Source organism: Aliivibrio sp. 1S175 (assembly GCF_001690985.1).
Lineage (GTDB): Bacteria > Pseudomonadota > Gammaproteobacteria > Enterobacterales > Vibrionaceae > Aliivibrio.
This window is the reverse complement of record NZ_MAJS01000079.1, coordinates 232,280-259,118: the sequence shown is the minus strand read 5'-3', so window position 1 is coordinate 259,118 and position 26,839 is coordinate 232,280. Positions and strand designations below refer to the sequence as shown.

Here is a 26,839-nt window from a genome sequence, read left to right as displayed (position 1 = left end):
GACCTGAACGGAGAATCCAACAGTGATCAAAACGTTTGCTGATCTCGATCTATCCCCTAACCTACTGCGCGCTCTTGAGGAGATTGGTTATCAACGTCCAACTCAAGTTCAGGCTATGGCTATCCCTGAAGCATTAGAAGGTAAAGATATCCTTGCTTCTGCTCCAACTGGTACTGGTAAATCTGCCGCTTTCTTATTACCGGCTTTACAGCATCTTGACGATTTCCCACGTCGTGATCCAGGTCCTGCTCGCGTATTAATCCTGACTCCGACACGTGAACTTGCTATTCAAGTCGCTGATGAAGCTCGTGAGTTAGCAAAATATACTCACCATAAAGTATTCACCATTACCGGTGGTATCAGCTATCAAGAACACGCTGATATTCTTGCAAGAACTCAAGATATCGTTGTAGCAACTCCAGGACGTTTAATGGAATACATCGAAGCTGAACGCTTTGATTGTCGTGCTATTGAAACACTGATCCTTGATGAAGCTGACCGTATGTTGGATATGGGCTTTGGTCCTGTTGTTGACCGTCTTTCAAAAGAATGCCGTTGGCGTAAACAAACCTTCTTGTTCTCTGCAACATTAGAAGGTCGTGGTGTTGATGGTTTTACTGCTGATCTATTAAACGAACCAGCAAAAATCATCGCAGAGCCATCTCGCCGTGAACGTAAAAAAATCACTCAGTGGTATCATCGTGCAGATAGCTTGCCGCATAAAATAGAACTACTGAAAAGTATTCTAACGAACCAAACTGAGCGCGCGATTGTGTTTGTAAAAACGCGTGAACGTCTTGCTGAACTTCGTGGTCACTTAGAAACAGCTAAGATTTCATGTGCTTGGTTACAAGGTGAAATGCCTCAAGAAAGCCGAAATAACGCAATCACTCGTTTCCGTGATGGCAAAGTTAACGTATTGATAGCAACGGATGTTGCTGCTCGTGGTATCGATTTACCTGATGTAAGCCATGTAATTAACTTTGATATGCCTCGTACCGCTGATGTGTATTTACACCGTATCGGCCGTACTGCTCGCGCAGGTAAGAAAGGTAATGCGGTTTCTTTGATTGAAGCGCATGACCAAAATATGATGGAACGCGTTGGTCGCTACGTTAAAGAAGAAGATGAGATCATTAAAGAGCGCTTTGTTGAAGGATTAAAACCACAACATAAAAAAGCGGTATTTAAGAATAAGCAGAAAAAGAACGCGAAGAAAAAAGCGGCTTTAGCGAAGAAAAACGCACCAAAGAAGAAAAAGAAAAAGTAATTTCTATACGCTTCGCTAGCTATAACGCTACGATCTAAAACAATAAAAGCAGCCTGTATTTACAGGCTGCTTTTTTATTTTAAAAATAAAGAGTTCAGATCGCTTCGCTTAAAGAATTCAGAAGTACGCGCTATGTTTCTGTAGAAAATAGATACTGCGCCTAAATTATCATGACACCGACCCTTTAAATTAGATTATCTACTCACATAGAAACTCACTAAGAAATCATAACACTTACCACAAACACCCCTGAACCCTTTAAGGGAGCTTGCGACCGATCTGAACCCTGCTCTTCCCTGATTACAGACATAAAAAAACCCGCCATCAGCGGGTTTTTGATTAACTCAATTCGAGCGGTCTATAATAAAAATTATAGTACGTCGATTGCGTTAAGGTCAGCAAATGCTTTTTCAAGACGTGCAACCATTGAAGCTTGACCTGCACGTAACCAAACGCGTGGATCGTAGTACTTCTTGTTAGGCGCAGATTCGCCAGTTGGGTTACCGATTTGACCTTGTAGGAAATCACGGTTTTCAGCTTCGTATGCACGAACGCCATCCCATGAAGCCCACTGAGTATCAGTATCGATGTTCATTTTGATAACGCCGTAACCGATAGACTCTTGGATTTCTGCTTCAGAAGAACCAGAACCACCGTGGAATACGAAGTTAAGTGCGTCAGATGCGATACCAAATTTCTCAGCACAGTAAGCTTGAGAATCACGTAGGATCGTTGGAGTAAGAACAACGTTACCTGCTTGGTAAACACCGTGTACGTTACCGAAAGATGCCGCGATAGTGAAACGTGGGCTGATAGCCGTTAGTTTCTCGTATGCGTATGCAACATCTTCAGGAGAAGTGTAAAGCTCAGATGCGTCCATATCAGAGTTATCAACGCCGTCTTCTTCACCACCAGTACAACCAAGTTCAATCTCGATTGTCATGTTCATTTTAGCCATGCGCTCTAGGTACTTAGCACAAGTTTCGATGTTCTCTTCTAGAGACTCTTCAGAAAGGTCTAGCATGTGTGAAGAGAATAAAGGCTTACCAGTTTCAGCGAAGAATACTTCACCTGCGTCTAGTAGTCCGTCGATCCAAGGAAGAAGTTTCTTAGCAGCATGGTCAGTATGAAGAATAACTGGAACACCGTAAGATTCAGCAACTGCGTGAACGTATTTTGCACCAGCTACAGCGCCAAGGATTTGTGCACCTTGACCTTCAAGTTGAACGCCTTTACCAGCGAAGAAACCAGCACCGCCGTTAGAGAACTGAACAACAACTGGCGCTTTAGCTTTAGAAGCAGCTTCAAGAACAGCATTGATAGTATCAGTATTCACTACGTTTACCGCAGGAAGAGCAAATTTGTTTTCTTTTGCTACTGCAAATACTTTCTGTACGTCGTCGCCAGAAATAACACCAGGTTTTACAAAATCGAAGATCTTAGACATGGAAATAGTCCTATTTATTCTATCGTTTTAAAATTAAAAAACTTACGTTCAAATTTTTGCAAACGTTTGCTCACAACTTTTCTTATTGTATCAATAAAAATTGTCATCAACAAACGTAAAAAACGGGAATGTTTAGATTCCCGCTTTTCAAATAATTATGCTTTAGCACGCTCTTCAAGCATAGCTACTGCAGGAAGTACTTTACCTTCAACGAACTCAAGGAATGCACCACCACCAGTAGAGATGTAAGAAACGTCAGCTTTGATACCGAATTTATCGATAGCCGCTAGCGTATCACCGCCACCTGCTACAGAGAAACCTTCAGAATCAGCGATTGCTTTAGAAATACCAGCAGTACCCGCTTCAAAGTTTTTGAATTCAAATACGCCAACAGGGCCATTCCAAAGAATTGTTTTCGCATTCTTGATGATGTCTGCAAGTACTGCAGTAGAATCTGGACCAAGGTCAAAGATCATGTCGTCATCTTGAACGTCTGCAACGTTTTTGATTTCAGCTTCAGCGTTTTCATCAAATGCTTTTGCACACGCAACGTCAGTAGCAACAGGAATTGCACACTCTACCATCAGTTTTTTAGCCGTTTCAACTAGGTCAGCTTCGTATAAAGACTTACCTACGTTGTGACCTTGAGCTGCGATGAATGTGTTCGCGATACCACCACCAACAACAAGTTGGTCAGCGATTTTAGATAAAGACTCAAGAACCGTTAGCTTAGTTGATACTTTAGAACCACCAACGATTGCAACAAGTGGACGAGCAGGATTGTCCATTGCTTTACCTAGTGCTTCAAGTTCAGCAGCTAGAAGAGGACCAGCACACGCTACAGGAGCGTTCATGCCAACACCGTGAGTTGATGCTTGAGCACGGTGAGCAGTACCAAATGCGTCCATCACGAAGATGTCACATAATGCTGCGTATTTCTTAGAAAGCTCTTCTTCGTTCTTCTTCTCGCCTTTGTTAAAGCGAACGTTTTCAAGAACAACTAACTCACCAGCGTTTAATTCAAGACCATCTAGGTAATCTTTAGCTAGTTTAACGTCACAATCTAGCGCGTCATTTAAGTAGTTAACTACAGGAGCTAGAGAGAACTCTTCGTTGTATTCGCCTTCCGTTGGACGACCTAGGTGAGAAGTAACCATTACTTTAGCGCCAGCTTCCAAGCAAAGCTTGATCGTTGGTAGAGATGCTAGGATACGAGCATCAGAAGTTACTTTACCATCTTTAACTGGTACGTTTAGGTCAGCACGGATAAATACGCGTTTACCTGCAAGTTCCAGGTCAGTCATCTTGATTACAGACATTTTTTGTCCTCTCAATTAAATAATAAAAAGTTTTCAAGTTCGGCATCATTGCCAAACCGATTAAATTCTTACTGCATTATTCAGTAAATAGGGATGGAGTTCACTTTTTTCAAGGTGATAATTAATCTTTTTTCTCTTTCCATCACAAATTTCTTGAATGACGCTTTTATTTTCTCATAACTAATGCGGTATCTAGCATTCGATTAGCGAATCCCCATTCGTTATCACACCAAACCAGCATTTTAACTAAGTGCCCATTACTTACTCTTGTTTGTGAGCCATCGACAATCGCACTGTGGGGATCATGATTAAAATCGATAGAAACAAGCGGCGCTTCAGTATAGTCAACAATGTTATGTAATGTACACCGAGATGCATTAACAATGGTTTGATTTATGTCATTAACTTTCACATTTGTATTAATTGTTACACTTAAATCCATCGCAGTGACGTTTACCGTCGGCACTCTCACGGAAATCGCTTCAAATTTGTTAGAAAATTTCGGGAAAATTCGTTCAATACCTTTATGCAATTTGGTATCAACCGGAATAATAGATTGGCTTGCCGCTCGTGTACGTCGTAAATCAGAATGGTATGCATCAATAACAGGTTGATCATTCATCGCTGAGTGAATTGTCGTAATCGTACCCGAATCAATGCCAAACGCATCATCAATGGCTTTAATGACAGGAATAATACAGTTGGTAGTGCAAGATCCATTAGAGACAACTCTATGCTCTGGAAGCAATGTGTCATGATTAACACCGTAAATAATAGTGTTATCTAAGTCTGCGCTTCCTGGATGTGAAAACAACACTTTTTTAGCGCCCGCATCAATGTGTCTCTCGCCATCCGCTTTAGACCCATAAACACCTGTACAATCCAGGACTAAATCTACTTGCAATGATTGCCATGGCAAAAGGGAAATATTCGCTTGATGCACAATACGAATTCGATCTTGAGAGCCATCAGGTAAGTCGATATAAAGATATTCCTGATCATGAGTCACTTTATGTTGGAAGCGTCCATGAGTTGAATCGTACTGAAAAAGGTGTGCCATCCCTTCAGGTTGTGATAATTCATTCACAGCCACAATTTCTATTTGATCACGTTTTCCGCTTTCATATAAAGCACGAAGAACACTACGACCAATTCGACCAAATCCATTTATCGCCACTCTTAACATAATTCCATTCACTCAGATTTATTTGTCGCCTATTGTACTCTTTTCGCTTTTTTCTTAAAGGATCAAAAAAGCGAAGCCACCTTTCGATAACTTCGCTTTTTATTCAGTTACTCACTTTTATTAAGCGAATGACTTTTGATTAAGCTAAAAGCTCTTTTGCTGTGTTTACTACATTTTCAGTAGTGAAACCAAACATTTTGAATAGCTCGTCAGCAGGCGCTGATTCACCAAACGTTGTCATACCGATGATCTTGCCACCGAAACCAACGTACTTGTACCAGAAGTCAGCAATACCGGCTTCAACAGCGATACGCTTAGTTACCGATGATGGTAAAACCGCTTCACGGTACGCTTCATCTTGCTTATCAAATGCATCTGTTGATGGCATTGAAACAACACGTACTGATTTACCTTCAGCCGTCAATTGAGCCGCAGCTTCAACCGCTAGTTCTACTTCAGAACCCGTCGCTATAAGGATAAGCTCAGGTTGGCCTTCACAATCTTTCAGGATGTAGCCACCCTTTGCGATGTTAGCCACTTGCTCAGCATCACGATCTTGTTGTGCAAGATTTTGACGAGAGAAGATAAGTGCTGATGGACCATCACGACGTTCAATCGCTAGTTTCCAAGAAACAGCAGACTCAACTTGGTCACATGGACGCCATGTGCTCATGTTCGGAGTTAAACGTAGTGACGCAATTTGCTCAACAGGTTGGTGAGTTGGACCATCTTCACCTAGACCGATTGAATCGTGAGTGTACACTTGGATGTTCTGAATTTTCATCAGTGCAGCCATACGCATTGCGTTACGTGCGTATTCCATGAACATTAGGAACGTTGCGCCGTATGGTACGAAACCACCGTGCAGAGCGATACCGTTCATGATTGCTGTCATCGCAAATTCACGTACACCGTAATGAATGTAGTTGCCAGAGAAATCATCTGCAGTTAATGACTTAGAACCAGACCACATCGTCAAGTTAGACGGTGCAAGGTCAGCAGAGCCGCCCATGAATTCAGGTAGCATAGCACCAAATGCTTCTAGTGCATTTTGAGAGGCTTTACGTGATGCGATATTTGCAGGGTTCGCTTGAAGATCAGCAATGATTGCAGAGGCTTTTTCTTCCCACTCAGCAGGTAAGTCACCGTTTACACGACGCTTATATTCAGCAGCCAATTCTGGGTGTGCAGCAGCGTAGGCATCAAATTTAGCATTCCAAGACGCTTCTTTTGCTGTGCCCGCTTCTTTTGCATTCCATTCAGCGTATACATCAGTAGGGATCTCAAAAGGACCAAATTCCCAACCAAGTTTCGCTTTAGTCGCAACAATCTCATCAGCACCTAGTGGAGCACCGTGACAATCATGCGTGCCTTGCTTATTTGGAGAACCAAAACCAATTACTGTCTTAGTACAAATAAGCGTTGGACGGCCCGTTTCAGCTTTAGCTGCTTCAATCGCTGCATTGATTGCATCTGCATCGTGACCATCTACAGCAGGGATTACATGCCAACCGTACGCTTCAAAACGTTTAGGCGTATCGTCAGAGAACCAACCTTCAACATGACCATCAATAGAGATACCGTTGTCATCCCAGAAAGCAACCAGCTTACCAAGACCTAATGTACCCGCTAAAGAACACGCTTCATGAGAAATACCTTCCATTAAACAACCATCGCCCATGAACACGTATGTGTTGTGATCAACGATATCATGACCTTCACGGTTAAATTGTGCAGCTAATGCTTTTTCAGCCATCGCCATACCAACACCGTTAGTAATACCTTGGCCTAATGGGCCAGTTGTTGTTTCGATGCCCGGTGCATAACCGTACTCAGGGTGACCTGGAGTTTTAGAATGCAATTGACGGAAGTTCTTTAAGTCTTCGATAGACAGGTCGTAACCTGAAAGATGAAGCAGAGAATAAATCAGCATTGAACCGTGACCATTCGAAAGAATGAAACGGTCGCGATCAGCCCACTCTGGATTTTGTGGGTTGTGATTTAGGTGACTACGCCATAATACTTCAGCGATGTCTGCCATGCCCATTGGTGCACCTGGGTGACCAGAATTTGCTTGTTGTACACCGTCCATGCTTAAAGCGCGGATTGCATTTGCTAAATGTTTACGTGAAGACATGCCTGCTCCTGAAAATTCGAAGGACTATATATTTATTGAGCTAGTTAACTCTTGATTAGTTACCCATATTTATGGATTAACTTAAATTTGCAGCGCCGTATTGTCGCAAAGCCTTATCTGCACTGCAAACGATTACTTAGGAAATAAAGTGCTTTTTTTCACTATTTTGAAAGAAAATCAGATTTCTATAGATAAATCTGATTGTTAAACGCAAACGATTGGTTATGTCTTATATTCATATCATTCGTTGAAATGGGTTGTAATTAATCAGTTTTTCTCTATTATAGCCGTCTAGATGGAAAAACACCTACACTGTTATACGTATAGACTTATATAGATTGTGGGTATTTTTAGAACTTATTATTTATAAAATTGGAGCTCCTTTAATGGCTAAGCACCTATTTACCTCTGAGTCAGTATCAGAAGGTCATCCAGATAAAATTGCCGACCAGATTTCAGATGCCGTACTTGATGCAATCCTAGAGCAAGATCCAAAAGCTCGTGTTGCTTGTGAAACGTACGTAAAAACTGGCATGGTTATGGTCGGTGGTGAAGTAACAACTTCAGCATGGGTAGATATCGAAGAAATTACTCGTGAAACCGTTCGTGAAATTGGTTATGTTCATTCAGATATGGGCTTTGATGCTAACTCTTGTGCAGTATTAAACACAATTGGTAAGCAATCTCCAGACATCAACCAAGGTGTTGATAAAGCCGATCCAAGAGATCAAGGCGCTGGTGACCAAGGTATCATGTTTGGTTACGCAACGAACGAAACACCAATTTTAATGCCTGCACCAATTACTTACTCTCACCTACTTGTTAAAAAGCAAGCGGAAGTACGTAAGAGCGGCAAGCTGGACTTCTTACGTCCAGATGCAAAATCTCAAGTAACGTTCCAATACGACCAAGGTAAAATTGTTGGTATTGATGCGGTTGTACTTTCAACTCAACACAGCGATTCTGTAACAACAGCCGATCTACGTGAAGCAGTAATGGAAGAAATTATCAAACCAGTATTGCCTGCTGAATGGCTAAGTAAAGAAACTAAATTCTTTATTAACCCAACAGGTCGTTTTGTTATCGGTGGCCCAATGGGTGACTGTGGCCTGACTGGTCGTAAAATCATCGTAGATACTTACGGCGGCGCAGCTCGTCACGGTGGCGGTGCATTTTCTGGTAAAGATCCATCAAAAGTTGACCGTTCAGCAGCATACGCAGCACGTTACGTAGCGAAAAATATCGTGGCAGCTGGCATGGCTGATCGTTGTGAAATCCAACTTTCTTACGCTATCGGTGTTGCTGATCCAACATCAATCATGGTTGAAACGTTTGGTACTGAAAAAGTATCTCACGACATCATCATTGAAGCGGTTCGTCAGCACTTTGACCTACGTCCATACGGCCTACAAGAAATGCTTAACCTTCTTCAGCCTATCTACAAGAAGACGGCAGCATACGGTCACTTCGGTCGTGAAGAATTCCCTTGGGAAGCGACAGATAAAGCAGAAATCCTTCGTGATTTCGCTGGCATTAAGTAATTCAAGACTTAAAAACTCTTTTAAAAAGGAAGCTTCGGCTTCCTTTTTTGTTTTCTAACCCCATATACTCTTTATAGTTAAAGCGTTAATTTGATATTCAGATAAAGAGATTTAATGACCCCACTTCAACAAGCATCCGTAGCCAAAGCGCAGCAGTGTATTCAACAAGCATCCACTTTTTTTAATCGTCCATTTTCTCTACCCGCAATTAACTTTACTCAACGTGGGAAAATTGCCGGTACTGCCCGTCTACAAGGCTGGGAAGTACGAATTAACCCTATCCTGCTAGAAGAAAATGAGTACACTTTTATCAATGAAGTGATCCCTCATGAAATTGCCCATCTAATCGCATTCAGATTACATGGCCGAGTACGACCTCATGGTAAGGAATGGCAAGGGATAATGAATCAAGTATTCAATTTACCTGCACGCACAACACACCGTTTTAATATTGAATCAGTTAAAGGGCAAACCTTTCCATATCGTTGTAAATGCTCACAGCATGAACTGACAGTGCGTCGTCACAACAGAGTTCAGCGCAAAGAAACACAATACCTTTGTAAAGCATGCCAATCACCACTAAAATTATCTAAGCGCCAAGCTTCGTAGACATAAAATTCAAAAGTAATCAGATTTCCCATTCTGTTTATTGAATTATCTATAATGCGAATTAACAATAGGCTACTCTTACTGCATTAATACAATAATCAGTAGAGCCTCTTATGAGATTAATTCGCTTAGCTATTGCCACCTTTATTTTTAGTATCACTTTCCATGTTTTCGCTGCGCCTCCTTCTTCATTCTCAAAAGCAAAAAAAGAAGCTGTAAAAATCTATCTTGATCACCCAACCTCTTTTTATTGTGGGTGTGACATCACTTGGAAAAATAAAAAGAAAGGCATTCCTGATCTAGAAAGCTGTGGCTACCAAGTTCGTAAACAAGAAAAACGAGCCAGCCGTATTGAATGGGAACACGTAGTACCTGCCTGGCAGTTTGGGCACCAGCGTCAATGTTGGCAAAATGGTGGTCGTAAAAATTGCACCAAAAACGACAAACAATTCAAATCAATGGAAGCGGATCTACATAACCTTGTCCCTGCCATTGGTGAAGTAAATGGCGACCGTTCTAACTTTCGTTTTTCACAATGGAATGGCAGTAAAGGGGCTAATTATGGTCAATGTAGCTTTAAAGTCGATTTTAAAGGTCGCGTTGCTGAGCCACCAGCGCAATCACGAGGTGCGATTGCCCGTACTTATATGTATATGAATAAAGAGTATCGCTTTAATTTATCTAAAGCACAGCGCCAATTAATGGAAGCGTGGAATAAACAATACCCTGTTTCCGCTTGGGAATGCGAAAGAGACAAGCGTATTGCAAAAATTCAAGGTAACCATAATCAGTTTGTCTATAAAGCGTGTGTTAAATAAATTAGATTCAGCTAAATAGAGGTTGAAAAAGCACATTTTAACCTCCATCCTTAAATGTAAGATAGTTAAAGAAAAGTAGACCATGAGAATACCAAGAATCCATCATCCAGAACTGCTTCCTTCACAAGGAAAAGTTAATTTAAGTGACGATGCCGCCAACCATGTTGGCCGCGTTATGCGAATGAAAGAAGGCGAATCAGTATTGTTATTTGATGGTAGTGGTGCTGAATTTCCAGCATTAATTACCACTTCGTCAAAGAAGAGTGTCGAAGTTGAGATCAGCGAGCGTGTTGAACGCAGCAGCGAATCGCCATTAAATTTACACTTAGGCCAAGTGGTTTCTCGTGGTGATAAAATGGAATTCACCATTCAAAAATCAGTCGAATTAGGTGTTAATGTTATTACCCCTTTGATTTCTGAACGTTGTGGTGTCAAATTAAACAAAGAACGATTTGAAAAGAAACTCGACCAATGGCAAAAAATTGCGATTGCAGCATGTGAGCAATCTGGCCGAAATATCGTTCCTGAAATTCGTCCAATTATGTCGTTAGAAGAATGGTGTGCCGAAGAGTATGAAGGATTAAAGCTAAATCTTCATCCAAGAGCAAAATACTCTATCAATACATTACCGGAACCTGTCACTAATGTACGCTTGTTAATCGGCCCTGAAGGCGGTTTATCGTCTGATGAAATTAACATGACAGAGCAATATCAATTTGAAGAAACGTTGCTTGGTCCTCGAGTTCTAAGAACAGAAACCGCAGCGCTTACCGCAATTACAGCCTTACAAGTTCGTTTTGGCGATCTTGGTTAACTGGAGAAACACAATGATCAAACTCGGTATCGTAATGGATCCTATCTCATCCATTAACATCAAGAAAGACTCTAGCTTTGCCATGATGCTTGAAGCTCAGAAGCGTGGCTGGGAAATCCATTACATGGAAATGGCCGACCTACACCTAGACCAAGGTAAAGCAGTCGCTGATACCAAAATCGTTGAACTGAAAGAAGATCCTACCGGTTGGTATGAATTCAAATCAGAGCAAACTATCGACCTTGCTGATCTTGACGCGGTATTAATGCGCAAAGATCCTCCGTTTGATACTGAATACATCTACGCGACCTACATTCTTGAACGCGCAGAAATTCAAGGTGCTTTAATTGTAAATAAACCACAAAGCCTACGTGATTGTAACGAAAAACTGTTTACGGCTTGGTTCCCTGAATTAACACCAACAACGCTAGTTACTCGTAAATCAGAAAAGATCAAAGCGTTCCGTGAGGAGCATGGTGACATCATCCTTAAACCTCTTGATGGCATGGGTGGCGCCTCTATTTTCCGTGTGAAAGCAGGCGATCCAAACGTGTCGGTTATCATCGAGACGTTAACTAACCACGAGCAAAACTACTGCATGGCGCAAACATTTGTTCCTGATATTAGTAATGGTGATAAGCGTATTCTTGTTGTTGATGGTGAGCCAATGCCTTATTGCTTAGCTCGTATTCCTGCAAAAGGGGAAACACGCGGTAACTTAGCGGCAGGTGGTACTGGTGAGGCTCGTCCACTGAGTGAAACTGATTGGGCAATTGCGAATGCCGTTGCACCAACGTTAAAAGAAAAAGGCTTAATTTTTGTTGGCCTTGATGTTATTGGTGACAAACTAACTGAGATCAATGTTACGAGCCCTACTTGTATCAAAGAAATCGAAGCTGCATTTGATATTTCAATTACAGGCAAGTTAATGGACGCTATAGAGCGCCGAATTAACGCTTAATTGAACTAGGCAATATAAAGGGAGTGCATAGCTCCCTTTAATAATAATTGAATTATTTAGGAGGCTCTGTGGATTTAAAAAACCATTTTTTAGTCGCAATGCCTAATATGAAAGACCCTTTCTTTCAACGAAGTGTCATCTATATTTGTGAACATGATTCCGAAGGAACCATGGGCCTACGTATTAATGAAACCGTTCCTATTTCATTGAAAGGTATGCTAGATCAAATAAAACTAGATAATCCATCTCCTATTGTGTTTCCACATACGTTAACTCAGCCAGTGCTTAATGGTGGGCCGGTTTCTGACGACCGCGGTTTTGTTCTTCACTCTGAAAAAGATATTTATACATCAAGTATACGTGTCACCAATGAATTATACGTTACGACATCAAAAGATATCTTAGCGACATTAGGTACTGAATCTCAACCTCATAAATATGTGGTTGCTCTTGGTTATTCAGGATGGGACGCTGGTCAACTAGAAAAAGAGCTATCTGAGAATACGTGGTTAACTCTAGAGGCAGATCCTTCAGTTATTTTTGATACCCCTATCCCCGATCGTTGGCGAAAAGCGATTGAAATATTAGGTATTAATCCTGCAAATTTATCCAGCGAGGTTGGACACGCATGAGTTCACGTACCATCATGGCATTTGATTTTGGCACCAAAAGTATTGGCTCTGCCATTGGCCAAGAAATCACAGGTACTGCAAGTCCATTAAAAGCATTTAAAGCTCAAGATGGCACCCCTAACTGGGATGATATTGAAAAACAAATTAAAGAATGGCAACCCGATTTAATCGTTGTTGGCCTACCAACTGATCTTCATGGTAAAGAATTAGAAACCATCACGCCAAAAGCAAAGAAATTTGCTAATCGTCTACATGGCCGTTTTGGTAATCAAGTGGAGCTTCACGACGAACGCTTATCAACAGCAGAAGCTCGTGCTGATTTATTTGAGTTTGGTGGCTATAAAGCGTTATCGAAAGGCAATATTGATTGTCAGTCAGCGGTGGTTATTTTAGAAAGCTGGTTTGAGAGTCAATGGAGCTAGGAACTAGAAACTAGAAACTAGAAACTAGAAACTAGAAACTAGAACGCTTCGCTCCTATAAGATCAAAAACAGATATTAAGAGCAGTAATAATTTTAGGTATTACTGCTCTTATCGTTTCTAGAGCGTAGCGTTCTAGTTAGCGAAGCGTGTCGCTTTTAGTCTAACGAAATAGATACATTATCAAACTTCGATGTCGTAAATGAATCACCACGCTTCGTCTTCAGCATCAATCTTAAATCATTAGCAGAATCCGCACTGTGTAGTCCCTCATCGACTGAAATCTTATCTGCTACTATCAAATCAAATAAACATTGATCAAATGTCTGCATCCCAGATTCTCGTGATTTAGTCATGGTTGCTTTTAATTCGTGGAGATCGCCTCGACGAATTAAGTCAGAAATCCTCGGGGTATTTAATAACACCTCAAAAACACCATGACGCCCATTGCCATTAACATCAGGAATTAATTGTTGAGCAATAATTCCTTTAAGGTTAGCTGATAGATCGAATAAGAACTGTTCTTTATTATCTTTAGGCACTAAATGAAGAATACGTTCTAATGCTTGGTTAGCATTATTAGCATGAAGCGTCGCCATACAAAGGTGACCCGTTTCCGCAAAAGTCATTGCGTATTCCATTGTTTCTCGACTACGGATCTCACCAATCAAAATCATATCTGGCGCTTGTCGTAACGAGTTTTTCAAAGCCGTTTCATAGCTTTCTGTATCTAACCCAACCTCACGCTGAGTAACGATACATTTATTGTGTGGATGAACAAACTCAATCGGGTCTTCCACCGTTAATATATGACCTGTTTTATGTGCATTACGATACCCTGTCATGGCTGCCATTGTTGTCGATTTACCAGAACCCGTAGCCCCAACAACAAGAACTAAACCTCGTTTAGCAACCGCTAACGTCTTCATAACCTCAGGTAAATACAAAGATTCCATCGATGGTATTGTTGTTTCAATTCGACGAATTACCGCACCTGGTTGTTCACGTTGCCAAAACGCACTTACGCGAAATCGCCCTTCATTCTTTACAATGGCAAAATTGGCTTCTAATGTTTGGTTAAATTCAGTTTGACGATCATCATCCATCATTTCTGCAAGTAAAGCAGAAACTGAGTCGTTAGTTTGCTTATGGCCAATCGCTCTAAGTTCACCATCTACTCGTAATAAACAGGGAGCATCCACGGTTAAATAAATATCTGATGCTTTTTGCTGAACCATTTGATGCAGTAATTCATCCAACATCATAATTAAAACCCCATGCTTGTTATTTCAACTTTTTTTGCAACTTCATCAGGATCAACTAAGCCTTGGGCAATTATTTTTTTCGCGTTCTGCTCCATTGTCTGCATACCAAAAGATGATCCGGTTTGAATAATTGAATACATTTGAGCGACTTTATCTTCACGAATTAAATTGCGAATCGCAGGGGTTGCTATCATCACTTCATGACATGCGACACGACCACCACCAATGCGTTTTATTAATGTTTGAGCAACTACTGCTCTTAATGACTCTGATAACATAGAACGGACCATGGATTTATCACTGCCAGGAAATACATCAATAATACGGTCGATAGTTTTTGCTGCCGAACTGGTATGCAAAGTACCAAAAACTAAGTGCCCAGTTTCAGCCGCTGTTAGTGCAAGGCTAATCGTTTCTTGGTCTCGTAATTCTCCAACCAAAATAACATCAGGATCTTCACGTAATGCAGAACGTAAAGCGGCGTTAAAACTGTGAGTATCACGATGAACTTCACGTTGGTTAATCAAACATTTTTTATTTTTATGAACAAATTCAATCGGATCTTCAATCGTTAATATATGCTTATTGTGATTTTCATTGATGTAATCAACCATTGCTGCAAGGGTTGTTGATTTACCTGACCCTGTAGGGCCGGTAATTAATACCAATCCTTTTTGGTAATTTGAAAGCGTCGTAAAAATATCGGGAGCGTCCAGTCGCTCTAACGATGGAATTTCTACCGGGATCGTTCTGAATACCGCAGCACAACCTCTCGATTGGTTAAATGCATTGACACGAAAACGCCCAACGTTAGGTAATTCAAATGAAAAATCGACTTCTAGCTTTTCTTCAAATTCATTACGCTGAGCATCATTCATAATGTCACTCACTAAACGGTGAACTTCTGCGTGTGTAAAATCAGGTAATGTTAGTTTACGAACTTCTCCATCAACACGTACCATAGGAGGAACTCCTGCAGATAGGTGTAGATCTGATGCATTTTGTTTTACACTAAAGTCCAGTAGTTCTGTGATGTCCATAATTTTCCTCGGTAATCGTTTCTATGACTAGTATTAAGCAAAATATCCACCAGATCACTCTTCAGATAGAGAATAGCATTCAAAAATGTGGTCGACGCCAAAATTCAGTGCAATTGTTAGCAGTAAGCAAAACCAAACCTATCGAGTTACTCGAACAAGCGATAGAAACTGGTCAGCGTGCTTTTGGTGAAAACTACGTTCAAGAAGGCATTGAAAAGGTTCAATACTTCCAAAAAAACCATTCTGACACACCATTAGAATGGCATTTTATTGGTCCTATTCAATCTAATAAAACTCGTCCAATAGCGGAACATTTTAATTGGGTTCACTCTGTTGAGCGTCTAAAAATTGCACAGCGATTAAATGAACAGCGCCCAAAAGAACTTGGCGAACTAAATGTTCTTATTCAGGTCAATATTAGTTCAGAAGAAAGTAAATCTGGGACGACAAGCGACGAAGTAATGGAACTTGCAGCAGCAATTAATGCCATGCCAAATCTAACATTACGCGGATTAATGTCGATCCCTGCGAATGTCTCTAATTACGATGAACAACTGGCTGCATTTACACAACTTGCTTCCATTCAAAATCAATTACGCGCACAATATCCTCAAGTGGATACCCTATCAATGGGAATGAGCGGTGATATGGATGCTGCAATTGAAGCTGGCTCAACAATGGTTCGAATTGGCACTGCTATTTTTGGTACTAGAGGCTAAGATTTTAGTGCCAGAGATTGTAAAAATAAAAAAACCTCAACTCGAATGATACCAATCTCTATAGAATGATAGGTATAAAGTAAGGAAGACGAATGGAACATCGCAATATTGCTTTTATTGGTGCGGGCAACATGACTCGCTCTATTATCGCGGGTTTAATTAGCAGTGGTTATCCAAAAGAAAAGATCACGGCAACAAATCCAAGTACTGAGAAACTTGAGCATTTGAAAACCTGTTATGGCATCAATACCAGCACTGACAATCTTATTGCAACTCAACATGCAGATGTCGTTGTTCTTGCGGTAAAACCACAAATGATGGCCAGTGCTGCAGAGCCTCTGCAAACGGTCGATTTCTCGGATAAATTAGTCATTTCTATTGCGGCAGGTATTTCAGCACAGCGTTTAAACGAAATGTTTGCAACAACATTAAATCTAGTTCGAGTCATGCCAAATACACCTGCATTAGTGGGTAAAGGCATGAGTGGTCTGTTTGCGGTAGAACATACCTCAGAACAAGACAAAACCTATGCGGGTAACTTACTTTCAGCGGTAGGTGAAGTCTGTTGGGTTGAGAAAGAATCAGGTATTAATTCTGTTATTGCGGCAGCAGGAAGCGCTCCAGCGTATTTCTTCTTATTTATGGAAGCGATGCAAACAGAAGCAATTAAACAAGGTTTTGATGCAGATACAGCTCGCCTATTAGTACAACAAGCGGCTCTTGGTGCTGCTGAAATGGTGGTTGCAAACCCTGAAACAGAACTATCAACACTGCGTGAGCAAGTTACTTCAAAAGGTGGTACTACCGCAGAAGCACTACGCACGTTTAATGAACACAACCTGCAAGATATTGTCGCTAAAGCTATGCAAGCCGCAGTCTCTCGTGCAGAAGAGATGGAATCGTTATTTTAAGATACCCTTCTCTACTCAATTACTCTATTTACAAAACCAATGATTTTTAAGGTTAATAAACTATGAATGCAATGAGCTTTTTAATCTCGACCGTTTTTGATTTATACATCATGGTCGTGATCCTACGAATTTGGTTACAAGTCGCACGTGCTGATTTTTATAATCCATTTTCACAATTTATCGTAAAAGCAACGCAACCAATCGTCTCTCCTTTACGTCGTATTGTTCCGTCAATTGGCAGCCTAGACTTAGCAACCGTATTATTTGCTTATGTTCTATGTGTCGTTAAATTTGTTGCGCTTCAAATGGTTGTCGCTGGCGGTATTACATTTGGCCCTGAGTTCTTACTTATTGGTTTAATTGCCCTAGCAAAAGCCGTTGGTGGTTTACTGTTCTGGATCTTATTAGTACGTGCAATCCTAAGTTGGGTGAGCCAAGGCCGCAGTCCAATTGAGTATGTTATGCACCAATTAACAGAACCAATGCTTGCTCCTATTCGTAAAATCCTTCCTCAAATGGGTGGACTAGACTTAAGCGTATTAGTGCTGTTCATTGTGCTTCAATTTGCTAATTTCTTGATGGGCGATCTAATTGGTCCTCTTTGGTATAGCTTGTAATCCTGTTATGCCGATTAGGTACGATAACGATGATTTGATCTTACGACTGTATTTACAACCTAAAGCCAGTCGAGATCAAATTGTAGGAATACATGGTGAAGAGCTCAAAATAGCGATTACCGCTCCTCCTGTTGATGGAAAGGCGAACGCACATTTAATTAAGTACTTCTCCAAACTGTTTAAAGTTGCTAAAGGAAAAATTACGGTAGAAAAAGGAGAACTGAATCGTCACAAGCAAGTTCGAATTCATTCACCAGACATTATTCCAGAAGCAATTAAGCAGCTGTTACCATCAAAATAATACTAGTGCCGAGTTAACCCTCGGCTTTTTTATATGGAAATCTTTTTATATGAGGATCGTTATGAAAAAAATAACCTTACTTTTGTCCCTATTTCTTTTTAGCTTACCCACTTTTGCAGGACAATTTGTACAAATAAAAAATGTCGAGGTGCATTACTCTGCGTTTAACTCAACCTTTCTTACCCCAAAAGTAGCGCGCGCTTATCAATTAAAGCGCTCTGGTTACAATGCATTAATTAATATTAGCGTCTTAGACACCTCTCAAGCAGGAAAGCCAGCAATCGCGGCAAAAGTAACAGGTACCGCTAAAAATTTACTTGGCCAAATGAAAACGTTAACCTTCCGTGAAATTAAGGAACAAAACGCTATTTATTACATTGCTGAGTTGCCAATCACTAGCGAAGAAACCTTCCGTTTCGATATTGATGTATCCGCTGATACCAAAGGCGCAGGCAAATTAAAATTCAATCAAAAGTTCTACGTAGAAGAGTAAGAGAATCATTATGAGCAAAATCGTATTAGCAACAGGCAATCAAGGTAAAGTTCGTGAAATGGCAGATGTTTTATCTGACTTTGGGTTTGATGTTGTGGCACAAAGTGAGTTCAACGTCTCTGACGTAGCAGAAACAGGCACAACCTTCATTGAGAATGCCATTATTAAAGCGCGTCACGCAGCAAAAGAAACAGGATTACCTGCGATTGCAGATGACTCAGGTTTAGAAGTGGATGCATTAAATGGTGCACCAGGTGTTTACTCTGCACGCTACTCAGGTGAAGGTGCTACCGACCAAAAGAACATCGATAAGATGTTAGCGGCAATGGACGGTATTCCAACAGAAAAACGCACTGCACGTTTTCATTGTGTTTTAGTTCTAATGAAGCATGAGAACGATCCTACGCCTTTAATTTGCCACGGTTCATGGGAAGGTCACATTACCACTGAACAACAAGGGGAGAATGGCTTTGGTTACGATCCTATCTTCTGGGTTAGTGAAGACAATTGCTCTTCTGCAGAACTTGAGCCGGCTCGTAAAAAACAGCTTTCTCACCGTGGACAAGCGCTTAAGAAACTGTTTTCAGCATTAAAAGAAGGTCAATAATTGATGCTAGTTCCACCACCACTTAGCTTATACATTCATATTCCATGGTGTATTCAAAAATGCCCATATTGCGATTTCAATTCTCATGCTTTGAAAACGACAATCCCTGAAGCACAATACATTTCGGCGTTAATTGACGATCTTGATACCGATCTTGCACGTTATGATATGCAAAACGAATCACGTAAGCTGCACTCTATTTTTATTGGTGGTGGTACACCAAGCTTAATTACTGCTCCTGAAATTAAACGCTTACTGATCGAAGTTGAAAAACGCTTACCCTTTGCTGATGACATTGAAATCACGATGGAAGCGAATCCTGGAACCGTAGAGGCAGGTCGATTCATTGAATACCGTGAAGCGGGGGTTAACCGCATCTCTATTGGCGTGCAAAGCTTCCAGCAAGAAAAATTGGAAAAGCTGGGACGTATTCACGGTAAAGATGAAGCGATTCGCGCTGCTCGCCTTGCTCATGAAGCCGGATTAAACAGTTTTAATCTTGATTTAATGCATGGCCTACCGAACCAAAGTATTGATGATGCGTTATCCGATTTAAAACAAGCGATAGCGCTTAGCCCTCCACATTTATCGTGGTATCAGCTGACTATTGAACCAAATACGGTGTTTTACTATAAGCCACCAACCTTGCCAGATGACGATGATTTATGGGATATTTTTGAACAAGGCCACCAAATTCTTGCTGATGCCGGTTATGTTCAATATGAGATTTCAGGCTACAGTAAAGTCGGTTATCAATGCCGACATAACTTGAATTACTGGCGCTTTGGGGATTATTTAGGGATTGGTTGTGGGGCTCATGGCAAACTGAGTTTTGCTGATGGTCGCATTATTCGAACCACTAAAATCAAGCACCCACGCGGCTTCTTAGATTTAATGAAACCTTACTTAATTGACGAACAAGAGGTTGCGGATCACGATAGACCTTTTGAGTTCTTTATGAACCGTTTTCGTCTGTTAGAAGCCTGTCCTAAACAAGACTTTATTGATAAAACTGGGTTAGGATTTGAGTCAATTCAAGAGACGATTGATTGGGCGAAAGAGAAAAAATATCTCAATGAAACCGAAACGCATTGGCAGATCACTGAGCACGGCAAGTTGTTTTTGAATGATTTGCTGGAAGCGTTTGTGAGTGATGAGGATTAATCTCTTAACTAGAGACTATATCGCTTCGCGCTAAAAACTATAAGAGCAGTAAACACGTAATTTACTGCTCTTTCTATCTTAAAATATCGAACGTCCAATACGCTCTGAAAGCAATTCTAACGCTTGCGTTCCTGCTAGTGAGTTACCCGATTGATCCAACTCTGGCGACCACACTGCAATCGTCATTTCACCAGGAACAATAGCAATGATACCACCGCCAACGCCTGATTTACCCGGCATACCAACACGATAAGCAAACTCTCCGGCGCCATCATATAAGCCACAAGTGGCCATTAATGCATTAATTTGTTTACTCTGCATTGGCGTTACGATGAACTCATTCGTCTCAGGTTGAATACCTTTATTGGCTAAATAACCAAACGTTCTTGCTAAATCAACACAACTCATATTTAAGGCGCAGGCATGAAAATAATTCTTTAATACTGGCATTACTTCATTATCGAAATTACCAAATGATCGCATTAAATAGGCAATTGATGCATTTCGATCACTATGATCCATTTCTGAATTAGCAACGACACGATCATAGATAATATGTTCATTACCCGAGAGTTTACGGACAAATTCTAATAATCTATGCTTTGGTGCAGAAAAACGACTAAACAACATATCGGCAACTACAATCGCACCCGCATTAATGAACGGATTACGAGGTACACCTTGCTCCATCTCCAACTGAATCAAAGAGTTAAACGCCTGCCCTGACGGTTCTTTTCCAACTCTTTGCCATAATTCTTCCGGTTGGTATAGCTCCATCGCTAAGGTTAAGCTCAACGCTTTAGATATTGATTGAATTGAGAAACGTTCGTTTGCATCTCCTGATGTGATCATCTCACCATCATTGGTATATACCGCAATGCCTAATTTATCATTTGGAACACAAGCAAGCGCTGGAATATAGTCCGCAACTTTTCCGTGTCCGATAAGAGGACGAACTTCATTCAAAATATCATCTAATATCTGTTTTGTTGGCTTCATTATGTCGACTTCCTGTTGAGCGCAAGGACAAAAAAGCCAACACAAAGGTTGGCTTTAGATTGGTAAAAGCGATGCAGCACTTATGGTGCGCTGTCATACTGTATGGTAAATCCGTAGATTAAGCGTTACGACGGAATTTAATATCCCATACGCCATGGCCTAAACGGTGACCACGAGCTTCAAATTTAGTTAATGGACGCTCATCTGGACGAGGAATATAATCGCCATCAGTTGCGACATTCTCGTAACCTGGTGCCGCGTTCATTACTTCTATCATATGTTCTGCGTAGTTTTCCCAGTCAGTTGCCATATGGAAAACACCCTCAGCATTTAACTTAGGGCGGATCATTTCAGCAAATTCAGCCTTAACGATACGACGCTTATGATGACGTGCTTTATGCCACGGGTCTGGAAAGAAAAGTTGTAACGTATTTACAGACGAATCTGGGATCATAGATTCAAATACTTCAACTGCATCGTGGCACATTACACGTAAGTTAGTTACGCCCGCTTCTTTTGCAGCAGCAAGACATGCACCAACACCTGGACGATGAACTTCAATACCAAGGAAATTAAGTTCTGGTGCTTTTTGCGCCATCTCAACCAAAGATGCACCCATACCAAAACCGATTTCTAAAACGACAGGGTTGTTGTTACCAAACACCTCGTTCCAATCAAGCATTTGCTCAACAAAATCGATGCCCATGGTAGGCCAGCACTCAGTAATCGCGCCTTCTTGGCCTTTCGTTAAACGTCCTTCGCGGCGAACAAAGCTGCGAATTTTACGAACGATTTTACCTTCTTCGGTAAAGTCATTTTTAGTCACTTCAGTCATGATTGGATAACCTGGTTATTCTCTGAACAAGGATTGTGGATCCGGCATTATCCAAAGTTTAGCCCAGTGTTCAAGTATTATCTTTCGTTTTCGTCATAAACTCGTCCAATATGCTATTTATCTTATACGACCAATACCCCTATTTTCTATCGGGTGTACAAATTCATTACAGTGTGGTGCAATCCATACCATTATAAAAAGCAATTGAGCATGTCATGACATCTTTCTCTCAAGCCATTTTAAAATGGTACGATAATTACGGCCGTAAGACGTTACCTTGGCAATTAGAAAAAACACCTTATAAAGTATGGTTATCCGAAATCATGCTTCAACAAACTCAAGTAACTACCGTTATTCCCTACTTCGAACGCTTCATGGCTCGCTTTCCGACTGTGATTGAGTTGGCTAATGCCGAACAAGATGAAGTATTACATTTATGGACTGGACTTGGTTATTACGCTCGCGCTCGTAATTTACATAAAACAGCGCAAATCATCGCTGAGCAATATAACGGTAAATTCCCAGAAAGCATTGATGAGGTCATCGCACTTCCCGGAATAGGACGCTCTACGGCAGGGGCGGTGTTGTCATTATCATTAAAACAACGACATCCTATTTTAGATGGTAATGTAAAACGTACGCTTTCTCGCTGCTTTGCTATTGAAGGATGGTCAGGGAAGAAATCTGTCGAAAATACCATGTGGGAAATAGCAGAAGAACATACACCAGAGTTAGGCGTTGAACGCTACAATCAAGCCATGATGGATATGGGGGCGATAGTATGCACTCGCTCTAAACCTAAATGTGAGCTTTGTCCTGTGAATGATCTTTGCCAAGCCAAAGCGCAAGATCGCCAATTAGACTTCCCAACTAAAAAACCTAAAAAAGAAAAACCGACCAAAGATGCATGGTTTGCTATCTACTATCACGATGGTGAAGTATTACTAGAGCAACGACCACAAACGGGAATTTGGGGAGGTTTATATTGCTTTCCTGAACAGCCAAAAAATACCTTAAATGATTTATCAGATCACTATGGTATGGACGTTAAATTAAGCCAACAATTAATTGCTTTTCGCCATACTTTTAGCCATTACCACTTAGATATCACTCCTGTACTTATCACTCTGAACAAGAAACCTGATATGGTGATGGAAGGAACGCGTGGAGTTTGGTATAACTTATCTCAACCAATGACGGTAGGATTAGCGGCTCCAGTTCAAAAACTGTTAGACGCCCTTCCGTATGAAATTTCTAATGGAGAATAACCATGAGTCGCACTGTATTTTGCGTTCTTTTAAATAAAGAAGCCGATGGCCTAGATTTTCAACTTTATCCTGGGGAACTAGGTAAACGCATTTTTGATAACATATCTAAAGAAGCGTGGAGCCAATGGCAACACAAGCAAACAATGCTTATCAATGAAAAGAAACTGAACATGATGGACCCAGAGCACCGTAAATTACTGGAAACAGAAATGGAAGGATTCTTATTTGATGGTAAAGAAGTCATCATTGATGGTTACACTCCGCCAAGTGAATAATTAATATTTATATGAAAGCAGTCTAATGGCTGCTTTATTTTTATCTTTTAGTTCTAGCGAATTCTGCCGTTAATGTAATTATCGAGTTTTTATCTATATTGTCTTTATGAAAAAAATTATCCTGATTATCTCTGCTTGTTTTTTCCTTACCAGTTGCAGTCGAGAATCCATAGAATCAACGTTTGGTGTCAACTACGACACGACCAATCGCTTTGCCAAAAATTTAGCCCCACTTTCTGGGCAATTCACTAAAGATCTAAAAGCTCTTGATTCCTTAATTAGCAGCTTTAGTGGAAATATTGAAAAGCGTTGGGGAAAAGAAAACCTTGTTATTGCAGGTAAACGTTCGTATGTAAAATATACGGATGGTTATTTAAGTCGTTCTCAAGTTGATTTCGCTACAGGTCAGGTAACCGTTGAAACTGTCGCAGGTACCGAACCTAAAGCCCATTTACGCCAAGCGATAATAACCACATTATTAACACCAGATGATCCCGCTGGCGTTGACCTTTATTCTGATGCCGATGTCACTTTGGGTGGTAAACCATTTTTATACCAACAAGTACTTGATCAAGATAAAAAACCCATTGAATGGTCATGGCGTGCAAGTCGTTATGCGGACTATTTAATTGAACATCATTTAAAAACAAAAAATATCGATTATAAAAAAGCATTGTATGTTGATATTCCGATGGTAAAAAACCACACTCAGCTGCGTGAATATCAATATGCTGATATTGTTCAGGCCGCCTCACAACGCTATGACATCCCCGAAGATTTAATTTATTCCATCATCAGAACTGAAAGTAGCTTTAATCCTTACGCTGTAAGCTGGGCTAATGCTTATGGGTTAATGCAAGTCGTCCCTAAAACTGCAGGGCGTGATGTATTTAAATTAGTAAAAAAGAAATCAGGAGACCCCTCTCCTGAGTATCTTTTCAACCCACACAATAATATTGATACTGGAACCGCCTATTTTTATATTTTAAAAAATCGTTACTTAAAAGACATTCGTGATCCTATATCAAAACAATACAGCATGATTTCAGCCTATAACGGTGGTGCCGGTGGTGTATTTACTACCTTTAGTAGTAGTAGAAGTCGAGCAATCAGTGACATTAATAGCTTGAATTCTAGTCAAGTGTATTGGGCTCTGACTAAAAAACATAAAAATGCAGAAGCTCGACGCTATTTAGAAAAGGTTACCGCCTTTAAAAAAGAGTTTAATTCTGGGAAGATTTAGCGACAAAACGAGCGATTCGATGGAATATCAATCAAACAACCAAAAAAATAGCGTATTTTGAAAAAAAAAGTTGACGATAGGGGCAAAAATCCGTTTAATAGCGCTCGTTGCCCGGATAGCTCAGTCGGTAGAGCAGAGGATTGAAAATCCTCGTGTCGGTGGTTCGATTCCGCCTCCGGGCACCATACAATAAGATTGTTGGTGTAGTTCTAGATTTATTAATTAAATGCTAGATCACGAATAGTCAAAAGAATTTAGTGTGCCGACTTAGCTCAGTAGGTAGAGCAACTGACTTGTAATCAGTAGGTCACCAGTTCGACTCCGGTAGTCGGCACCATTCTTTTGCCTCGATAGCTCAGTCGGTAGAGCAGAGGATTGAAAATCCTCGTGTCGGTGGTTCGATTCCGCCTCGAGGCACCATACAATTCCCTTTTAGTTCAGTTGGTAGAACGCCGGACTGTTAATCCGTATGTCGCTGGTTCAAGTCCAGCAAAGGGAGCCATACAATTTAGTCTTTATCTTTTTAAAGATTAATAAAAAATTAGTGCCGACTTAGCTCAGTAGGTAGAGCAACTGACTTGTAATCAGTAGGTCACCAGTTCGACTCCGGTAGTCGGCACCATTTCTTCCTTGTAAGAAGAACACAAAATCTGTTCCCTTTTAGTTCAGTTGGTAGAACGCCGGACTGTTAATCCGTATGTCGCTGGTTCAAGTCCAGCAAAGGGAGCCATATTAAAGAGCCTGTTTTTATAAAGGTTCAAGGTTGTTGGTTTATCCAGCAATAGCAAAAAAATAAGTGTGCCGACTTAGCTCAGTAGGTAGAGCAACTGACTTGTAATCAGTAGGTCACCAGTTCGACTCCGGTAGTCGGCACCATTTTTTTGCCTCGATAGCTCAGTCGGTAGAGCAGAGGATTGAAAATCCTCGTGTCGGTGGTTCGATTCCGCCTCGAGGCACCATATAATTCCCTTTTAGTTCAGTTGGTAGAACGCCGGACTGTTAATCCGTATGTCGCTGGTTCAAGTCCAGCAAAGGGAGCCATATTAAAAGCCTCATCATTTTGATGAGGCTTTTTTTATGCTTGTTATTTAATAAGCTCACCACTACCATACCCCCTACCCTACCAATCCCATAAACATACTATCATTATGATACAACAGGGATTGAGATCATTTATTTCACAAAGGTTACACCATGACTGAAACTCCATCAGGTAAACCAGACAATACTGGTATTAAACGAGTAATTAAAGCCACAGGGTTTTCGATTCAAGGTTTAAAAGCCGCATTTAAGCATGAAGCCGCTGTTCGTCAAGAATTCGCGATGTTAGTTATCGCCACCCCTATCGCCTTATTACTTGATGTATCTACGATAGAGCAAATTTTATTAATTGGTGTCTTCGTTTTGATCTTTATCGTAGAGCTACTAAATTCAGCCATAGAGGCCGTTGTTGACCGTATTGGCTCTGAGCATCATGAATTAAGTGGTAGAGCTAAAGATATTGGTTCCGCCGCTGTATTTGTCGCTCTGGGCTTTGCTGGCTTTACTTGGCTAATGATCCTAGGTAACCACTATTTATAATTCTATTTATCTTGAATAGATAAATAGAAAGTAATCATTTTAAAGAGGAAGATGTTAATGAACCCTATTATTCAAACACTAAAAGAACACAATGTCAGTGATGAAAAAATCGCAGAAGTATTTCAAGCTCTAACACAAAATCCATTAGCTGCGATTGCAACAATCCAAAGCTTAGGTATTCCACAAGAAAAACTTCAGCCATTAATGATGCAAGTAATGACAAACCCAAGCTTGATTAAAGAAGCCGTAGAAGAACTAGGTTTGGATTTTTCAAAAGTAGAAGAAGCAAAAGCAAAGCTTGAAGAGAATCAATAAATCTTTTCAGTTGTTCACAATAGAGCCCTGACTTCGGTCGGGGCTTTTTTAT

The 26,839-nt window shown here is 40.7% G+C and carries 28 protein-coding genes and 9 tRNA genes; 29 read left to right on the top strand and 8 right to left on the bottom strand.

From position 1 onward, the window contains the following. The first annotated feature begins 22 nt into the window (after positions 1 to 22). Positions 23 to 1,270, top strand: coding sequence for an ATP-dependent RNA helicase SrmB (srmB, locus tag A6E06_RS16410; protein WP_065594038.1), 1,248 nt, complete (start codon positions 23 to 25; stop codon positions 1,268 to 1,270). A 370-nt stretch (positions 1,271 to 1,640) separates the two neighbouring features. Here the strand turns inward: srmB and fbaA are convergent, their stop codons facing one another. The 4 genes from fbaA to tkt form a co-directional block, all read right to left on the bottom strand. Beyond that, a complete protein-coding gene (gene fbaA / locus A6E06_RS16405; protein ID WP_065594039.1) occupies positions 1,641 to 2,717 on the bottom strand; it encodes a class II fructose-bisphosphate aldolase in 1,077 nt (358 codons plus the stop codon). A gap of 155 nt (positions 2,718 to 2,872) precedes the next feature. After that, a complete protein-coding gene (locus A6E06_RS16400) occupies positions 2,873 to 4,036 on the bottom strand; it encodes a phosphoglycerate kinase (protein ID WP_065594040.1) in 1,164 nt (387 codons plus the stop codon). A gap of 166 nt (positions 4,037 to 4,202) precedes the next feature. Beyond that, on the bottom strand, positions 4,203 to 5,222 hold the full coding sequence (gene epd, locus A6E06_RS16395) for an erythrose-4-phosphate dehydrogenase (protein ID WP_065594041.1): 1,020 nt from the start codon (positions 5,220 to 5,222) through the stop codon (positions 4,203 to 4,205). Between the two features lie 139 nt (positions 5,223 to 5,361). Beyond that, positions 5,362 to 7,359 (bottom strand): transketolase, encoded by a 1,998-nt coding sequence (gene tkt, locus A6E06_RS16390; protein ID WP_065594042.1) that lies wholly within the window; start codon positions 7,357 to 7,359, stop codon positions 5,362 to 5,364. A gap of 386 nt (positions 7,360 to 7,745) precedes the next feature. Between tkt and metK the strand changes: the two genes are divergently transcribed. From metK to ruvX, 7 genes are all read left to right on the top strand, one after another. Next, a complete protein-coding gene (gene metK, locus A6E06_RS16385; protein WP_065594043.1) occupies positions 7,746 to 8,900 on the top strand; it encodes a methionine adenosyltransferase in 1,155 nt (384 codons plus the stop codon). A 114-nt stretch (positions 8,901 to 9,014) separates the two neighbouring features. Further along, complete coding sequence (locus A6E06_RS16380; protein ID WP_065594044.1) at positions 9,015 to 9,509, top strand: SprT family zinc-dependent metalloprotease; 495 nt, start codon at positions 9,015 to 9,017, stop codon at positions 9,507 to 9,509. A 113-nt stretch (positions 9,510 to 9,622) separates the two neighbouring features. Continuing rightward, a complete protein-coding gene (locus tag A6E06_RS16375; RefSeq protein ID WP_065594045.1) occupies positions 9,623 to 10,327 on the top strand; it encodes an endonuclease in 705 nt (234 codons plus the stop codon). A gap of 82 nt (positions 10,328 to 10,409) precedes the next feature. Beyond that, positions 10,410 to 11,141, top strand: coding sequence for a 16S rRNA (uracil(1498)-N(3))-methyltransferase (gene rsmE / locus A6E06_RS16370; RefSeq protein WP_065594046.1), 732 nt, complete (start codon positions 10,410 to 10,412; stop codon positions 11,139 to 11,141). A 13-nt stretch (positions 11,142 to 11,154) separates the two neighbouring features. Next, positions 11,155 to 12,102 (top strand): glutathione synthase, encoded by a 948-nt coding sequence (gene gshB, locus A6E06_RS16365; RefSeq protein ID WP_065594047.1) that lies wholly within the window; start codon positions 11,155 to 11,157, stop codon positions 12,100 to 12,102. A gap of 68 nt (positions 12,103 to 12,170) precedes the next feature. Further along, positions 12,171 to 12,734 (top strand): YqgE/AlgH family protein, encoded by a 564-nt coding sequence (locus A6E06_RS16360; protein ID WP_065594048.1) that lies wholly within the window; start codon positions 12,171 to 12,173, stop codon positions 12,732 to 12,734. After that, on the top strand, positions 12,731 to 13,156 hold the full coding sequence (gene ruvX / locus A6E06_RS16355) for a Holliday junction resolvase RuvX (RefSeq protein WP_060992489.1): 426 nt from the start codon (positions 12,731 to 12,733) through the stop codon (positions 13,154 to 13,156). Before A6E06_RS16360 ends, ruvX begins: the two co-directional genes overlap by 4 nt. 156 nt (positions 13,157 to 13,312) lie before the next feature. Here the strand turns inward: ruvX and A6E06_RS16350 are convergent, their stop codons facing one another. Continuing rightward, entirely contained in the window at positions 13,313 to 14,419 is a 1,107-nt protein-coding gene (locus A6E06_RS16350; RefSeq protein WP_065594049.1) for a PilT/PilU family type 4a pilus ATPase, read from the bottom strand. A 2-nt stretch (positions 14,420 to 14,421) separates the two neighbouring features. Beyond that, on the bottom strand, positions 14,422 to 15,459 hold the full coding sequence (locus A6E06_RS16345; protein WP_065594050.1) for a type IV pilus twitching motility protein PilT: 1,038 nt from the start codon (positions 15,457 to 15,459) through the stop codon (positions 14,422 to 14,424). Between the two features lie 23 nt (positions 15,460 to 15,482). Between A6E06_RS16345 and A6E06_RS16340 the strand changes: the two genes are divergently transcribed. The 7 genes from A6E06_RS16340 (at position 15,483) to hemW (ending at position 20,271) form a co-directional block, all read left to right on the top strand. Continuing rightward, the gene (locus tag A6E06_RS16340; RefSeq protein ID WP_065594051.1) at positions 15,483 to 16,178 is read left to right on the top strand and encodes a YggS family pyridoxal phosphate-dependent enzyme; all 696 of its coding nucleotides are present in this window, start codon (positions 15,483 to 15,485) and stop codon (positions 16,176 to 16,178) included. 92 nt (positions 16,179 to 16,270) lie between these two features. After that, positions 16,271 to 17,089, top strand: coding sequence for a pyrroline-5-carboxylate reductase (gene proC / locus A6E06_RS16335; RefSeq protein ID WP_065594052.1), 819 nt, complete (start codon positions 16,271 to 16,273; stop codon positions 17,087 to 17,089). A gap of 62 nt (positions 17,090 to 17,151) precedes the next feature. Then, positions 17,152 to 17,706: a YggT family protein gene (locus tag A6E06_RS16330; RefSeq protein ID WP_065594053.1), complete on the top strand. Its 555-nt coding sequence runs from the start codon at positions 17,152 to 17,154 to the stop codon at positions 17,704 to 17,706. Positions 17,707 to 17,713: 7 nt separating this feature from the next. Next, positions 17,714 to 18,007, top strand: coding sequence for a DUF167 family protein YggU (gene yggU, locus A6E06_RS16325; RefSeq protein WP_065594250.1), 294 nt, complete (start codon positions 17,714 to 17,716; stop codon positions 18,005 to 18,007). Between the two features lie 61 nt (positions 18,008 to 18,068). Beyond that, positions 18,069 to 18,500: a DUF4426 domain-containing protein gene (locus tag A6E06_RS16320; RefSeq protein ID WP_065594054.1), complete on the top strand. Its 432-nt coding sequence runs from the start codon at positions 18,069 to 18,071 to the stop codon at positions 18,498 to 18,500. 10 nt (positions 18,501 to 18,510) lie between these two features. Further along, on the top strand, positions 18,511 to 19,107 hold the full coding sequence (locus tag A6E06_RS16315) for an XTP/dITP diphosphatase (RefSeq protein WP_065594055.1): 597 nt from the start codon (positions 18,511 to 18,513) through the stop codon (positions 19,105 to 19,107). Between the two features lie 3 nt (positions 19,108 to 19,110). Further along, positions 19,111 to 20,271: a radical SAM family heme chaperone HemW gene (hemW, locus tag A6E06_RS16310; RefSeq protein ID WP_065594056.1), complete on the top strand. Its 1,161-nt coding sequence runs from the start codon at positions 19,111 to 19,113 to the stop codon at positions 20,269 to 20,271. Positions 20,272 to 20,349: 78 nt separating this feature from the next. On the opposite strand, the gene glsB is transcribed toward hemW, so the two are convergent. Continuing rightward, on the bottom strand, positions 20,350 to 21,270 hold the full coding sequence (gene glsB / locus A6E06_RS16305; RefSeq protein WP_065594057.1) for a glutaminase B: 921 nt from the start codon (positions 21,268 to 21,270) through the stop codon (positions 20,350 to 20,352). 118 nt (positions 21,271 to 21,388) lie between these two features. Then, positions 21,389 to 22,105 carry a tRNA (guanosine(46)-N7)-methyltransferase TrmB gene (gene trmB / locus A6E06_RS16300; protein WP_065594058.1) on the bottom strand — a complete coding sequence of 239 codons (717 nt, stop codon included), beginning with the start codon at positions 22,103 to 22,105 and terminating at the stop codon, positions 21,389 to 21,391. A 215-nt stretch (positions 22,106 to 22,320) separates the two neighbouring features. On the opposite strand from trmB, the gene mutY reads away from it, so the two are divergent. The 14 genes from mutY (at position 22,321) to A6E06_RS16230 (ending at position 26,787) form a co-directional block, all read left to right on the top strand. Further along, positions 22,321 to 23,373, top strand: a complete 1,053-nt coding sequence (mutY, locus tag A6E06_RS16295) for an A/G-specific adenine glycosylase (protein ID WP_065594059.1) — start codon at positions 22,321 to 22,323, stop codon at positions 23,371 to 23,373. Between the two features lie 2 nt (positions 23,374 to 23,375). Then, complete coding sequence (locus A6E06_RS16290; RefSeq protein ID WP_065594060.1) at positions 23,376 to 23,648, top strand: oxidative damage protection protein; 273 nt, start codon at positions 23,376 to 23,378, stop codon at positions 23,646 to 23,648. A 106-nt stretch (positions 23,649 to 23,754) separates the two neighbouring features. Then, the gene (mltC, locus tag A6E06_RS16285; protein WP_065594061.1) at positions 23,755 to 24,891 is read left to right on the top strand and encodes a membrane-bound lytic murein transglycosylase MltC; all 1,137 of its coding nucleotides are present in this window, start codon (positions 23,755 to 23,757) and stop codon (positions 24,889 to 24,891) included. A 109-nt stretch (positions 24,892 to 25,000) separates the two neighbouring features. Beyond that, positions 25,001 to 25,076: transfer RNA gene (locus tag A6E06_RS16280), tRNA-Phe, on the top strand. Between the two features lie 76 nt (positions 25,077 to 25,152). Beyond that, a tRNA-Thr gene (locus A6E06_RS16275) sits at positions 25,153 to 25,228 on the top strand. Positions 25,229 to 25,235: 7 nt separating this feature from the next. Then, positions 25,236 to 25,311 (top strand) — tRNA-Phe (locus A6E06_RS16270). Positions 25,312 to 25,317: 6 nt separating this feature from the next. Continuing rightward, positions 25,318 to 25,393 (top strand) — tRNA-Asn (locus tag A6E06_RS16265). A 44-nt stretch (positions 25,394 to 25,437) separates the two neighbouring features. Next, a tRNA-Thr gene (locus A6E06_RS16260) sits at positions 25,438 to 25,513 on the top strand. Between the two features lie 32 nt (positions 25,514 to 25,545). Beyond that, positions 25,546 to 25,621: transfer RNA gene (locus A6E06_RS16255), tRNA-Asn, on the top strand. 70 nt (positions 25,622 to 25,691) lie between these two features. Continuing rightward, positions 25,692 to 25,767: transfer RNA gene (locus A6E06_RS16250), tRNA-Thr, on the top strand. Between the two features lie 7 nt (positions 25,768 to 25,774). After that, a tRNA-Phe gene (locus tag A6E06_RS16245) sits at positions 25,775 to 25,850 on the top strand. 6 nt (positions 25,851 to 25,856) lie between these two features. After that, positions 25,857 to 25,932, top strand: a tRNA-Asn gene (locus A6E06_RS16240). Positions 25,933 to 26,085: 153 nt separating this feature from the next. Continuing rightward, positions 26,086 to 26,472 (top strand): diacylglycerol kinase, encoded by a 387-nt coding sequence (locus tag A6E06_RS16235; RefSeq protein ID WP_065594062.1) that lies wholly within the window; start codon positions 26,086 to 26,088, stop codon positions 26,470 to 26,472. 57 nt (positions 26,473 to 26,529) lie between these two features. Next, positions 26,530 to 26,787 (top strand): DUF2999 domain-containing protein, encoded by a 258-nt coding sequence (locus tag A6E06_RS16230; protein ID WP_065594251.1) that lies wholly within the window; start codon positions 26,530 to 26,532, stop codon positions 26,785 to 26,787. The last annotated feature ends 52 nt before the right edge of the window (positions 26,788 to 26,839 follow it).